11 protein-coding genes and 1 pseudogene are annotated in these 13718 nt (G+C 70.0%); 8 read left to right on the top strand and 4 right to left on the bottom strand.

Annotated elements, in window-relative coordinates:
- Nucleotides 1-24: 24 nt before the first annotated feature.
- The 5 genes and pseudogenes from hpaD to IMT31_RS07505 all read left to right on the top strand — a co-directional run bounded on the left by hpaD (nt 25) and on the right by IMT31_RS07505 (nt 6046).
- Nucleotides 25-1191: a 3,4-dihydroxyphenylacetate 2,3-dioxygenase gene (gene hpaD, locus IMT31_RS07525; protein WP_345354167.1), complete on the top strand. Its 1167-nt coding sequence runs from the start codon at nt 25-27 to the stop codon at nt 1189-1191.
- 19 nt (nt 1192-1210) lie between these two features.
- The gene (locus tag IMT31_RS07520; protein WP_413544302.1) at nt 1211-1996 is read left to right on the top strand and encodes a 2-keto-4-pentenoate hydratase; all 786 of its coding nucleotides are present in this window, start codon (nt 1211-1213) and stop codon (nt 1994-1996) included.
- Nucleotides 1981-2793: an HpcH/HpaI aldolase/citrate lyase family protein gene (locus IMT31_RS07515; protein ID WP_345354171.1), complete on the top strand. Its 813-nt coding sequence runs from the start codon at nt 1981-1983 to the stop codon at nt 2791-2793. Before IMT31_RS07520 ends, IMT31_RS07515 begins: the two co-directional genes overlap by 16 nt.
- 29 nt (nt 2794-2822) lie before the next feature.
- Nucleotides 2823-4718, top strand: a complete 1896-nt coding sequence (locus IMT31_RS07510) for an FAD-dependent monooxygenase (protein ID WP_413544301.1) — start codon at nt 2823-2825, stop codon at nt 4716-4718.
- 58 nt (nt 4719-4776) lie between these two features.
- A pseudogene (locus IMT31_RS07505) lies at nt 4777-6046 on the top strand (MFS transporter).
- Nucleotides 6047-6096: 50 nt separating this feature from the next.
- On the opposite strand, the gene IMT31_RS07500 reads toward IMT31_RS07505, so the two are convergent.
- The 4 genes from IMT31_RS07500 to IMT31_RS07485 all read right to left on the bottom strand — a co-directional run bounded on the left by IMT31_RS07500 (nt 6097) and on the right by IMT31_RS07485 (nt 9997).
- Nucleotides 6097-8526 (bottom strand): heavy metal translocating P-type ATPase, encoded by a 2430-nt coding sequence (locus IMT31_RS07500; RefSeq protein WP_413544300.1) that lies wholly within the window; start codon nt 8524-8526, stop codon nt 6097-6099.
- A 7-nt stretch (nt 8527-8533) separates the two neighbouring features.
- Nucleotides 8534-8770: a heavy-metal-associated domain-containing protein gene (locus IMT31_RS07495; protein ID WP_345354177.1), complete on the bottom strand. Its 237-nt coding sequence runs from the start codon at nt 8768-8770 to the stop codon at nt 8534-8536.
- A gap of 44 nt (nt 8771-8814) precedes the next feature.
- A complete protein-coding gene (locus IMT31_RS07490; protein ID WP_413544299.1) occupies nt 8815-9156 on the bottom strand; it encodes a metal-sensitive transcriptional regulator in 342 nt (113 codons plus the stop codon).
- Nucleotides 9157-9295: 139 nt separating this feature from the next.
- Entirely contained in the window at nt 9296-9997 is a 702-nt protein-coding gene (locus IMT31_RS07485) for a low molecular weight phosphatase family protein (RefSeq protein ID WP_413544298.1), read from the bottom strand.
- Nucleotides 9998-10200: 203 nt separating this feature from the next.
- On the opposite strand from IMT31_RS07485, the gene IMT31_RS07480 reads away from it, so the two are divergent.
- The 3 genes from IMT31_RS07480 to IMT31_RS07470 are packed head-to-tail and all read left to right on the top strand — an operon-like array spanning nt 10201 to nt 13606.
- Nucleotides 10201-11592, top strand: a complete 1392-nt coding sequence (locus IMT31_RS07480; protein ID WP_413544297.1) for a hypothetical protein — start codon at nt 10201-10203, stop codon at nt 11590-11592.
- Entirely contained in the window at nt 11589-12392 is an 804-nt protein-coding gene (locus IMT31_RS07475) for an oxygenase MpaB family protein (RefSeq protein WP_413544296.1), read from the top strand. The genes IMT31_RS07480 and IMT31_RS07475 overlap by 4 nt, the downstream gene beginning before the upstream one ends.
- Nucleotides 12392-13606 carry an MFS transporter gene (locus IMT31_RS07470; RefSeq protein ID WP_413544295.1) on the top strand — a complete coding sequence of 405 codons (1215 nt, stop codon included), beginning with the start codon at nt 12392-12394 and terminating at the stop codon, nt 13604-13606. The genes IMT31_RS07475 and IMT31_RS07470 overlap by 1 nt, the downstream gene beginning before the upstream one ends.
- Nucleotides 13607-13718 lie beyond the last annotated feature (112 nt).

Genomic DNA, 13718 nt, shown 5'->3' with positions numbered 1-13718 from the left:
CTCCCGCTCACAGCAAGGACTGACATGACCCACCTCGATGACCGGACGATGACGTCCTCCGGCTTCTATGTCTCCCAGGAAGCCCCCATCGTCTCCGACAACCCCGTCCCGACCCCGCAGGCCCCGGCCCCGGACATCCTGCGCTGCGCCTACATGGAGCTCATCGTGACCGACCTGGCGGCGTCCCGCCAGTTCTACGTCGACATCCTCGGGCTGTACGTCACCGAGGAGGACGACGAGGTCATCTATCTCCGCTCCACCGAGGAGTTCATCCACCACAACCTCATCCTGCGCAAGGGCGAGCTGGCCGCGGTGCGGGCGTTCTCGTACCGGGTGCGCGCACCCGAGGACCTGGACAAGGCGGTCGCGTTCTACGAAGAGCTCGGCTGCCGCGTGGAGCGCCGCCAGGAGGGCTTCACCAAGGGCATCGGCGACTCTGTGCGCGTGGAGGACCCGTTGGGCTTCCCGTACGAGTTCTTCCACCAGAGCGAGCACGTCGAGCGCATGTCGTGGCGCTACGACCTGCACATCCCGGGTGAGCTCGTGCGTCTGGACCACTTCAACCAGATCACGCCCGACGTGCCGCGCGCGGTCAAGTACATGCAGGACCTCGGCTTCCGCGTCACGGAGGACATCCAGGACGACGAGGGCACGGTGTACGCCGCGTGGATGCGTCGCAAGCCCACTGTGCACGACACCGCCATGACCGGCGGCGACGGCCCGCGCATGCACCACGTGTGCTTCGCGACGCACGAGAAGCACAACATCCTCGCGATCTGCGACAAGCTCGGCGCACTCCGCCGTTCCGACTCGATCGAGCGCGGACCCGGCCGCCACGGCGTCAGCAACGCGTTCTACCTGTACCTGCGCGACCCGGACGGGCACCGCGTCGAGGTCTACACGCAGGACTACTACACCGGCGACCCGGACAATCCCGTCGTCACGTGGGACGTGCACGACAACCAGCGTCGTGACTGGTGGGGCAACCCCGTGGTCCCCTCCTGGTACACCGACGGCTCGCTCGTGCTCGACCTCGACGGCAACCCGCAGCCGGTCATCGAGCGCACCGACAACAGCGAGATGGCGGTGACGATCGGCGCCGACGGCTTCTCCTACACCCGCGAGGGGGACCAGGACGGCACCTATCAGGGTGAGGCCTCCAAGGGCTTCAAACTCGGAAACCAGCTGTAGAGGCAGGAGAGCCACGGAGATGCTTGAGCACTCAATGCACGTCGCCATCGCCGACGAGCTGCACCAGGCCGCACGGGACCGCAAGCCGGTTCCCCTGCTCACGGCGCGGTACCCGGAGATGGGGATCGAGGATTCCTACGCGGTCCAGAGGATCTGGGCCCAGCGGCAGATCGATGCCGGCCGGAGGAAGGCCGGTCACAAGATCGGCCTGACCTCCAAGGCCATGCAGGACGCGACCGGGATCGATGAACCGGACTACGGGGTGATCTTCGACGACATGGTCATGGAGTCGGGGCACGTCTATGAGTGGTCCCGCTACACGCATCCGCGGGTCGAGATGGAGCTGGCCTTCGTGCTGAAGGACACCCTGGCGGGTCCGGGCGTGACGCTGTTCGACGTCCTGCGCGCCACCGAGTATGTGGTGCCGGCACTGGAGGTGCTGGACTCCCGGATCGAGATGGAGGGGCGCACGATCACCGACACCATCAGTGACAACGCCGCGATGGGCGCCATGGTGTTCGGCGGCCGCCCGGTGCCCCCCGATGCCGTGGACCTGCGCTGGGTCTCCGGGATGCTGTCCCGGAACCAGGAGATCATCGAGACGGGCGTGGCCGCCGGGGTACTCAACCACCCGGGCAACGGGGTGCACTGGCTGGCGAACCGGATCTCGGGGCACGGGGACGTGCTGGAGGCCGGGGAGATCATCCTGGCCGGCTCCTTCACCCGGCCCATGTGGGTCTACGCCGGGGACACCGTCTACGCCGACTACGGGAACCTGGGGACCGTGACATGCCAATTCGTCTAGAGCCACAGCCCAGCTTCAAGGACCTGTTCAGCGAGCGGGCGCGCTCCGACCGCGCAGGCCGGGCACCGGCCGGGATGTTCGTCAACTCGGCCGATCCCTCCGTCACCGAGATCTGCGCCTCCGCCGGCCTGGACTTCCTCCTGATCGACGGCGAGCACGCGCCCCTGGGGTTGGAGGCCATCCAGTCCCAGCTGCGGGCCATGGCCGGGTACCCCGTGGTCCCCGTGGTCCGGGTTCCTGCCCTGGACCCCGTGCTGGTCAAGCAGTACCTGGACCTGGGTGCGCAGTCCCTCGTCATCCCGATGGTGGACAGCGCCGAGGACGCCGAGCGGGCAGTCCGCGCGATGCACTACCCGCCGCGGGGGATGCGCGGGGTCGGCTCGGCCCTGGCGCGCTCGGCGCGATGGAACCGGATCCCGGACTACCTGGCCCGCGCCGGGGATCTGGTCACCCTGATCGTGCAGATCGAGTCCGCGGCCGCCGTCGCCGCAGCCGGGCAGATCGCGGCGGTGGACGGCGTGGACGGGATCTTCATCGGCCCCTCGGACCTGGCCGCCTCCATGGGCCTGATCGGGCAGCAGAACCATCCTGACGTCGTCGCCGCGGTGAAGACCGTGATCGGGAAGGCCCGGGAGGCCGGAACGTTCGTCGGCGTCAACGCCTTCGCCCCGGACCAGGCCCGGGACTACCTGGCGGCCGGCGCCGACTTCGTCAACGTGGGGGCCGACGTCGCCCTCCTGGCCCGCGCCACCGAGGCCCTCGCCGACACCTGGTGTGCCACCGGCACCACCGAATAGAACGCTAGAACACCTGTAGAGGAGACCACATGCTGTTTCACCACAACGGGTACGTGTCCGGGGACCCGCGCATCCAGCCTGCCGCGGGCGTGGGCATGGACCGTTCCGCCGAACTTCCGGAGGTCATGGACGTCCTCGTGGTCGGCGCCGGACCTGCCGGCATGACCGCCACCGCCCAACTGGCCAGCTTCCCCGAAGTCATGACCTGCCTCGTGGACCGCCGCCCGCAGCGGCTGGAGATCGGCCAGGCCGACGGCATCCAGGCCCGCAGCGTCGAGACGTTCCAGGCCTTCGGGTTCGCCGAGGAGATCGTCGCCGAGGCGTACCACCTGACCGAGATGAACTTCTGGAAGCCGGACCCGCAGGAGAGCGGCCACATCGTCAGGACCGCACGGGCTGTGGATGACCCGGCCGGGGTCAGCGAGTTCCCACACCTGATCGTCAATCAGGCCCGGGTGCTGGACTACTTCGCCCGCTTCGCCCGCCAGGCACCGTCCCGTACCGAGCCCTACTGGGGCTGGGAGTTCGTCTCCCTCGATGTGGGTGAGGGCGAGTACCCGGTGACCGTGACGCTGAAGCGCACCGGTGAGACGCCAGACGGCGGCGTGAGCCCGGGTGAGACCCGAACCATCCGCACCAAGTATGTGGTCGGCGGGGACGGCGCGCGCTCGAAGGTCCGCCGGGACATCGGCGCCCAGCACGTCGGCGCCGTGTCCTACCATGCGTGGGGGGTCATGGACGTCGTCGCGGAGACCGACTTCCCGGACATCCGTACCAAGTGCGCCATCCAGTCCGAGCACGGCTCGATCCTGCATATCCCGCGCGAGGGCGGCTTCCTGTTCCGGATGTACGTGGACCTCGGCGAGGTGGACCAAGACGATGCGGGCGCCGTGCGCAAGACCCCGCTCGAGTCGATCATCGCCCAGGCCAACCAGATCGTCTCGCCCTACACCGTGGAGGTGAAGGACGTGGCGTGGTGGAGCGTCTACGAGGTGGGCCACCGGGTGACGGACCGGTTCGACGACGTCCAGGCCGAGGACCTCGGCCAGCGCCACCCCCACGTCTTCATCGCCGGCGACGCCTGCCACACGCACTCGGCGAAGGCCGGACAGGGGATGAACGTCTCCATCCAGGACGCGTTCAACCTGGGCTGGAAGCTGGGCCACGTGCTGACCGGGCTGAGTCCGGAATCGCTGCTGTCCACCTACTCGTCCGAGCGGCAGCCCGTGGCCCAGAAGCTCATCGACTTCGACCGTGAGTGGTCCTCGATGATGGCCGCCAAGCCGGAGGAACTGGAGAGTGCCACTGCGCTGGAGGACTTCTACCAGCAGACCGCGGAGTTCCCGGCGGGCTTCATGACGGAGTACCCGGCCGGTCTGCTCGTCGCCGAGGCGTCCCACCAAGCGCTGGCCAGCGGGTTCCCCCTCGGCAAGCGCTTCAAGGCGCACCCGGCCAAGCGTGTCTGTGACACGACTCCGCACCGCCTCGGCCACCAGCACACGGCGGACGGTCGCTGGCGGATCTACGCCTTCGCCGATGCCGCCGTGTCCTCCGCCCAGGACTCGGCATTGCGGGCCTGGGCCGAATGGCTGGACTCCGAGGCCTCCCCGGTCCGCCGCTTCACCCCGGCTGGCCGAGACCTGGACGCGCTGTTCGACGTCCAGGTGGTCTATCAGCAGCCCCACGAGGAGGTGGAGCTGATGGAGACGCCCTCGATCTTCCGCCCGCAGGTCGGCCGATTCCAGATCTCCAACCTCAACAAGGTCTGGGGCATGGACCCGGAGGACGACATCTTCGAGGCGCGCGGTCTCAGCCGCGACGGCGTGATCGTGGTGGTCCGTCCGGACCAGTATGTCTCGGCGGTGCTCCCACTGACCGCCACGGACGAGCTGACGGACTTCTTCGAGCCGATCTTCACCACCTGACCCCGGCGTGCTCCGGCCCCCCCCACACATCTATTCGGCAACACCCAACGTGGTACCCATGACTGAACCCCGACACTCTGACCGGGCCAACCAGCGCCGCGTCGCTGCAGCCACCCTGGTGGGCACCACCGTGGAGTGGTACGACTTCTTCATCTACGCCACCATGGCCGGCCTGGTCTTCTCCCAGTTTTTCTTCGAGCCGGCAGGGACGTCGATCGGCCTGCTGCTGTCCTTCGCGTCGGTGGGCATCTCCTTCCTGTTCCGCCCGCTCGGGGCGTTCCTGGCGGGGCACTACGGGGACAAGTTGGGCCGCCGCGTCATCCTGGTGGTCACGCTCATCATGATGGGTGGGGCCACCACCCTGATCGGCCTGTTGCCCACCTATGAGTCGGTCGGGGTCCTCGCCCCGGTCCTGTTGATCCTGCTCCGCATCCTGCAGGGTGTCTCGGCCGGTGGCGAGTGGGGTGGCGCGGCGCTGATGGCCGTGGAACACGCCCCGGCGAAGCGCCGCGGCCTGGCGGATTCCCTTCATCGCCTCCGTGGTGCTGATCGGTGTCGGCTACTTCGTCCGGCTGGCCGTAGACGAGTCCCCGGTGTTCAAGGAGATGGCGGAGAAGAAGGAGCAGGCGAGTGTCCCGATCGTGGAGCTGTTCCGCAAGTACTGGCACCTGGTGCTCCTGGCCTCGCTCATCTTCGTGGGCAACAACTCGGTGGGCTACATGTCCACGGGCGGTTTCATACCCTCCTACGCGACCTCGGACAGCGTCGGGCTGGACGACACCGACGTGCTGATCGCCATGACATTCGCCGCCGCAGTGTGGTTGCTCGCCACCCTCGGGGCCGGGATCCTCTCGGACCACATCGGGCGGAAGCGGACGTATCAGCTCGGTTACGTCTGGCTGATCCTGGCGGTCTGGCCCCTGTTCATGCTCATCGACTCGGGCAGCCTGGCCAACCTCTACCTGGGCCTGGGGATCATCTGCATCGGCACCGGGCTGACCTATGGGCCGCAGGCCGCTCTCTACTCAGAGCTGTTCCCCGCCTCCATCCGGTTCTCTGGGGTGTCCATCTCCTATGCCATCGGCGCCATCCTGGGCGGGGCGTTCGCGCCCATGATCGCCCAGGCCCTCCTGGACGCCACCGGATCCTCCGGGGCCATCGCCGTCTACCTGGTCGGGATGTGCGTGGTCGCGCTCATCGCCGTGACCCTGGTCCGGGACCGCTCCGGGATCGACCTGTCCATCCACAACCAGGCCGAGCAGGAGGTCGGTTGCACGGTGTTCGACCAGCGCCCGGTGCCGGCGGCCCGCGAGATGTCCTTGCACTAGGGGTGCCCCGGCGGCGGCTGGTCGGCGCCCGGGCGGACCGGTGATCGCGCTCAGCGCCCGAACCGCGTCAAGCGCAGCGAGTTCGCCACCACCAGGACGGAACTGGCCGCCATGGCCGCGCCGGCCAGCATCGGGTTGAGCAGGCCGAGGGCGGCCACCGGGATGCCGAGGGTGTTGTAGGCGAAGGCCCAGAACAGGTTCGACTTGATGATGCCCAGCGTCTTGCGGCTCAGTTGCACGGATTGGGCCACCTGGCCCAGCGACGAACCCATCACGGTGATGTCGGCGGCCTCGCGGGCCACGTCCGTGCCGGAGCCCATGGCGATCCCCAGGTCCGCCTGCGCCAGCGCCGGGGCGTCGTTCACGCCGTCGCCCACCATGGCGACCACGCGGCCGCCCCGCTGGAGCTCGGTCACCTTGGCCACCTTGTCCTCGGGGCGCACCCCGGCGAACACGTCCTCTTCGGAGATCCCGACGGCGGCAGCCACCTGGGTGGCGACGGCGGCGTTGTCCCCGGTCAGCAGGATGGGGCGCAGTCCCATTTCCTTGAACCGGGCGATGGCCGGTGCCGAGGACTCCTTGACGGTGTCCTGTAGAGAGATGATCCCGGCGATCTGCCCGTCGACGGCCACCCAGATCGCGGTGGCGCCGGCCTCCTCTGCGGCGGTGAGTTGCTGCTTCTCGGCGGCGGTCAGTGCCCCGGAGTCCAGCTGCGTGGCCATGTAGTCCGAGCGTCCCACCGCCACCGACAGCAACCCTCCCTCGTGAGTGGTCAGGTCCCGTGGCGATTGACCGTCAATCGGCACGGGATCTGACCAGCCACGGTGGCCGGTCTGGGAGCCATCGGTCACGGTGCCGTGTACGCCCCCGCCGGCGGCTGAGGTGAAGCCGGTGACCTCGGGGATGTGGCCGGAGTCCGAGCGCTCGCGGGCGGCGGCGACGATCGCGGTGGCGATGGGGTGCTCGGAATGCGCCTCGACCGCACCGGCCAGGAGAAGGAGGCGGCCGGCGTCGTACCCGTGGCTCTGCTCCTGCAGCGGTGTCACCGAGGTGACGGCGAGGTCACCGGTGGTGACGGTGCCGGTCTTGTCCAGCACGATGGTGTCCACGGTGCGGGTGTCCTCGAGGACCTCCGGGCCGCGGATCAGGATGCCGAGCTGGGACGCGCGGCCGGTGCCGGCCAGCAGGCCCACGGGCGTGGCCAGCCCGAGTGCACAGGGGCAGGCGATGACCAGTACGGCCACGGCGGCGCGGAAGGCCGCGTGCAGGTCACCGCTGAAGATGAGCCAGAGGGTGAAGGTGATGACCGCGATGACGAGCACGATCGGCACGAAGACCGCCGAGATGCGGTCCGCCAGACGGGCGATGGGGGCCTTGCCGGTCTGGGCATCGGAGACGAGACGGCCCATCTGGGCGAGCGTGGTGTCCGCGCCGGTGTGCGTGGCACGGACCAGCAGGCGTCCGGAGGTGTTGATGGTGGCGCCGGTGACGGTGTCCTCCGGGCCGACCTCCGCGGGGACGGACTCGCCGGTGATGAGCGAGGTGTCCAGGGCTGAGTGGCCGGAGATCACGTAGCCGTCCGTGGCGACCTTCTCCCCGGGGCGCACCACGAACTCATCGCCGGGGACCAGCTGTGCGGCGGGGACAGTGGTCTCCACGCCGCCGCGCAGCACCGTGGCGGTCTTGGCACCGAGGTCCAGCAGCGACTTCAGGGCGGACCCGGCCTGCCTCTTGGCCCGGGCCTCGAGCCAGCGGCCGAGCAGCAGGAAGGTGGTGACCACTCCGGCCGTCTCGAAGTACAACTGGTGGTCCGCCATCGAGGCCATGCCCCCGCCGTGGGCGGCGCCGGCCATCGCCGTCATGCCGGGGTCCAGGAGCAACTCGACCGTGGAGAAGGCCCAGGCGGCCAGCACGCCGATCGAGACCAGGGTGTCCATGGTGGAGGAGCCGTGCCGGGCGGCCTTGAAGGCGGCAGTGTGGAACGGCCAGGCGGCCCACAGGGTGACCGGGGTGGCCAGGACCAGCGCAGCCCACCCCCAGTGGGGGAACTGCAGGGCCGGGACCATGGAGATCAGGAACAGCGGGAAGGTCAGGATCGCGGCGCCGATGAGCCGCGGCCGGATCATGTCCCCGGAGGGCCCATGGTTCATGTGGTCGCTGTGGTCGCTGTGGTCGCTGTGGTCAGCGTGCTCGTCGTGCTCGGGCAGAGAGTGACGAGGAGACGTCACTCCGGTGGGGGTGGCGTCACTTTGCGCCTGACGGATGGTGGCGGTGTAGCCGGCCCGGTCCACTGCGGCGACGATCTGCTCGTCCGTGACGGAGGGCGGGACCTCCACCGCGGCGGACTCCAGGGGGAGGTTGACGGAGGCGGAGACACCCTCGAGCTTGCCGAGTTTGCGCTCCACCCGGCCCACGCAGGAGGCGCATGTCATGCCGGTGATGTCCAGGTCCACCCTCCGGATGGCCGGTGTCTCGGTCATCGCGGCCTCAGGCAAGGTCCAGGCCGGGGGTGGCGACGGCGTAGCCGGCCTCCTCGACGGCGGCCTGCAGGTCCTCGGGGGCAACGGTGCCTTCCGCGGTGGTCACGGTGGCGGTGGAGGTGCCGCCGGACACGAGGTTCACCTCGACGCCGGTCACGCCGGGCAGCTCCTGGAGTTCCTCGGTGACACTCGCGACGCAGTGGTTGCAGGTCATGCCGTTGATCTTGATCTGGGTGGTGCTCATGGTGATCCTCCTGGAGTGGATGGTGGTGGTGCTCGGCCGGGGCGTCAGCGCATGAGCCGTGCGATGGCGGCCGTGGCCTCGGCGACCTTGGCCTGGACGGCTTCATCGTTGCCGGTGTCCCGGGCCTCGCGGGCGGCATCGGCCACGCAGTGGCCCATGTGGTCCTCGAGCAGGCCGAGGCTGACGGCGTGCAGGGCCTTCGTGGCTGCGGCGACCTGCGTCAGGACGTCGATGCAGTACTGGTCCTCATCGACCATCCGGGAGATGCCGCGGACCTGCCCCTCGATGCGCCGCAGGCGCTTGAGGTAGGCGTCCTTGTTCGGGCTGTACCCGTGATGCGCGTTCCCGTCCGTAGGTTGCGCAGGGGTCTCGATGTCCGTGCTCATGGTGTCACCATATACCCCATGCGGGTATGGTTTCAAGTACCCGGAGGGGGTATCGGAATTCGTGGGCTCATGCCTCCGGCCCGGCCGCCAGGGCAGGCGGCCGGGCCGGAGGGCGGGGTGGGGCGGTGCTCCGCCGGGATCAGGCGCTCAGCCGCAGTGCGGGGGGCTCGATCTCCCGCATCAGCGCCAGGGTCCGCCGTTCGAGGTCGTCCCGCATGGCGCGGATGTCCCGGAGGGGCCGGCCCACGAAGTTCGGGATGTCCCAGTCGCGGTAGTCCTGGCCGGGCAGTCGCTCGACCTGGCCGGCGCAGCCGAGGGCCACCACGTGCTGGGCGGCCCGGTGCACGTCCAGGGACAGGGGCTTGGGGTAGGCGTGGTCCAGGGGGATGCTGATCTCGGCCATGACGGTCACGGCGTCCTCGTAGAGGTGCCCGGCGGGAGTCAGCCCCGCGGAGCGGGCCGCGATCTGCCCTGCCGAGTGCTTGAGCAGCAGGGAGGCGGCCATCTGGGAGCGCCCGGCATTGGCGTCGTCGATGAACAGGACGCGCGGCAGGGGGGACTCGATGATCCCCTGGGCGAGGCCGAGCGCCCGCAGCTGGCTGTCCGCGAAATTGCCGGCCAGCAGGCTCAGGTGGGTCTTCACGGTGGCCCGCCGGGCCATCTCCCTGTAGGCCTCAGTCAGGATGCGGTCCACGGTCGGCCGGTCGGTCACACGGGCGTAGCGTTCGTGCAGATGGGCGGCGGTGCGCTCCAGGACGTGCCGGTCCAGGGCGGGGATGGCGGTGTCTGTGCCGGGGTCGGGTGGCGACGGCGTCGGCTGGATGGTGTTCTTCCCGTTCATGACAGCTCCTTCGCGGGATTGCGGAGACCAGGCGACAGCGGGAACCGCCTCGTCGACCCCGCTCGCTAGGTGAACAATGGGTTAACGGAACATGAATCAGCGTAGTCCAAGCGGATTCCCGGCGGTAGTGCCGGTGGGCCCGGCCGAACACGTGACGCCGTGCTTCGCCCCCGGTTAACCAGGACGTGCCAGAATCGGCGACCGTGACGGACTTCAGTGCAACCTCGCGAACCGCCACCGGCCGGTTGCCGCTGAGGGGCGCCCCGGCCGGCGGCTCCGGGCCGGTCTCCCGGCTCCTGTCCATCCGCCGGCTCACCGGCCCGGTGGCCCGCGAGTCCCTCGCCATCTGGGTGGCGATCGCGGCCGGGATGGCCGGTGCCGCCGTCGGGATCCTGGTCTTCGTAGGGCGCCGCGCACCCCTGTCCGGCGACTTCTCGGTGGGCACCGCTGCCGGCATCCTCACCGCCGTGGCCGCTGGACTGGCCTGCCTGGCGGGCCTGGCCCGCTCCACCCGCACCACGCACCAGTGGATGATCCAGCGGCACTGGGGCTGGCTGGTGGCGGATGCGGTGGGGCTCGTGGTGGTGCACGCCTCGATCGCCGTCATGGCCTGCCTGGCCCTGTTCCGGCTGTTCCAGGAGTCCTTCACCGGGCTGACGGTGGACGGGATCGCCTCCACCGTGATGCTCACGATCACCGGCTCCGTGGCCGGCTACCTCGGGTTCAACTCCTCCGCCCGGATCTCCACGCGCTCCCTGTCCACGCTGCTGGCGCTGTTCATGGCCTCCGGCATGATCGTCTCGATGCTGCTGGCGGAGAACCCGTTCTGGTGGCACGCGTTCTTCTCCGAGCTCGGCACGGGCCAGGCGGGCATCCTGTCCTTCTGGACCTTCAACACCACGCTCACGGTCTCCGGACTGGTGCTGACCACCCTGTCCTCCTTCATCACCCAGGACCTGTTCACGTGGGCCCGAGACCGCGCCCGGCGGGGAGTCCGCAAGGCTCGGATCGGGGTGCTGCGCTGGGCCCTGTTCATCATCGGGCTGTGCATGATGGGCGCCGGCGTGGTGCCCATCAACTTCTCCGATCCGGTGCACTCGACCTTCATCCGCGTCCTCGGGGTGGTGTTCATCGTGCTGCTGGCCAGTGTCCAGCTCTGGCTGCCGGGCTTTCCCGCCGCCGTCTATGTGGGGACCTACCTCATGCTGGGGCTGGGCATCCTGGCCACCCTCCTGTGGTTCCCGTTGCGCTACTACAACCTCACCGGCTTCGAGTTGGCCATGGGCGGGGTCATCTACGCCTGGCTCGTGGTCTTCATCCGCAACCTGGACGCCGTGCTCACGGAGGCCGGCTTGGGTGACCGCGCCCGCGAGGACGCCCTGGCGGAGGCGGCGGAGGTGGCGGAGGCCGCGGAATCCGGAGAGACTGCAGGAGTCGGGGGAGCGCAGGGAACCGGGGGGTCAGGTGCCGCGGCTCGGTCACCGGCGCTGGCCTCCGGCAGTGTCACCCGCACGACGCCGGCCGTCCAGCCAGATGGTGAGCCCGCCTACCGCGGGTGGCGCGTGGGGCCCGGCGGGTACACCTCGTGGCCGTGAGTGGCACACGCCACTGCGCGCCGACCACCACGGTGGGCCTGGCCCGGGAGGCCGCGGTGCTGGCCGGGGCCGGGGCCGCGATCCTGCTGCAGGTGGCCCACCGGCCCGTGGGGGCCGGGGTGGCCCACCACTCCGACTTCGCCGCCGACCCGCTGAGGAGGCTGCGCCACACCCTGGCCTTCGTCTATGCCGCCGTGCTGCCGGAGGCCGAACCGGTGCGGGACCGGATCGCCGCCCGGGTGGCCGCCGCGCACGTCCCCGTCCGCGGTGCCGACGCCGGGGGCAGGGCCTACTCGGCCGCCGATCCGCAGGCGCAGTTGTGGGTCACGGCCACCCTCTACTGGGCCGCCGAGCAGGCCCGGTGGCGGATCTGGGGTGAGCTGGGGGCCGCGGACGCGGAGCGGATCTACCGTGACTACGCCGTCCTCGGGACCCTGCTGGGGATGCCCGCCGGTCTTTGGCCGCAGGACCGGGTGGCCTTCGAGCGGTACTGGCAGGCCGCCGTCGTGCGCCTGGAGGTGACCGAGGCGGCGCAGGGGATCATGCGGGAGCTGTTCGCCGCCGAGCAGGCACCGTGGTGGCTGCGCCGGATGATGCCGGCGGTGCGGTTCGTGACCGCCGGGATGCTGCCGGGGCGGATCCGGGGCGCGCTCGGGCTGGACTGGGACGGGGCGGACTCGCGGCGTGAGGCCCGCCTGTGGGCTGTGGTCCGGGCCCTATACCCTCGGCTGCCCGCCGGCGTGCGGCACCTGCCCTCGGCCCTGGTGGTGCGCACGCTGCGCGCTGGCACAATGCTGTGATGACCAACGTGACTGCCTCCCGTCCTTCGGCCAGCTCTCGGGCCTCCTGGGTCTATCTGGCACTCTGCGTGGTCTTGGTCTCCCTCAACCTGCGCACCCTCTTCTCCAGCCTCTCGGCGATCCTGCCGGAGATCATGGCGGCCACGGCGCTGCCGGCGTGGGGCGTGACCCTGCTGACGACTGTGCCGATCACGCTGCTGGGCCTCTTCGCCCCGCTGGCCCCGGTGCTGGCGCACCGCTTCGGCACCTGGCAGGTCCTCGGTGGCTCCCTCGTGCTGTTGGCGGCGGGCCTGGTGCTGCGTGCGGTCCCGGTGCCGGAGGGCGGCGCGATCGTCCCGCTGCTGGCCGGCACCGTGCTCTCGGGCGCGGCGATCGCCCTGTGCAACGTGGTGCTGCCGAGCATCGTCAAGCAGGACTTCGCCGAGCGCGTGGGTCTGATGAGCGGCCTGTACACCACCTCGGTCTGCGGCTCCGCTGCCCTCGGTGCCGGCCTGACCTACCCGCTGTACGGCTCACTGGGCGAGTGGCACCTGGCGCTGGGCGTCTGGGCGGTGCCCGTGGTGCTGGCCGCGGTCCTATTGGTGCCCGTTCTGCTACGGCACCGCTCCACGGCGCGGGTGTCCACCTCCACCACCGGACGGAGCCCGCTGACCTCGCCTGTGGCCTGGCAGATCACCGGCATGATGGTCTGCCAGGCCATGACGTCCTTCACGTGCTTCGCCTGGCTGGCCCCCATCCTGCGCGAACGGGGGATCGATGGTGGCACGGCGGGGGTGATCGTGGCCGTCTCGATCGTGCTGCAGATGGCCGGATCCCTGTTCGGCCCCGTCTGGGCGGCCCGGCTGCGCTCGCAGTCCGGGCTCAACGTGGCTGCCGCTGTGCTGACCGCGAGCGGGTTCATCCTCGCCATCCACGGGCCCCTGGATGGGATCTGGATCTGGACGGGGGTGCTCGGTGTGGGGCAGGGGGCGCTGACGGCGCTGGCCCTGACCATGATCGCCCTGCGCAGCAACACCTCCCACATGGCCATCCGGGTCTCCGGGATGATGCAGGGGCTCGGCTACGGACTGGGCTCGGCGGGCACCTTCATCACCGGGCAGATCTTCGCCTCCACCGGGTCCTTCGGTCCCGCCGCCTGGCTGTTCGCCGCCTCCGGACTCGGGGCGGCCGCCTTCGGCTGGCTCGCCGGGCGGGACCGGACCATCCGGGGGTAGCCGGACCGGGACGGGATTGGACACCCATGGGAGAATGGCGGGGATGGCTGACACGTCTCGTCCCCGCGGAGGGGACCACCGCCCGGATCGCACCGCCCGGACCACTGCCGCG

It is taken from the genome of Citricoccus nitrophenolicus (assembly GCF_047305825.1).
Lineage (GTDB): Bacteria > Actinomycetota > Actinomycetes > Actinomycetales > Micrococcaceae > Citricoccus > Citricoccus nitrophenolicus.
This window is presented reverse-complemented; position numbering and strand designations above follow the sequence as displayed.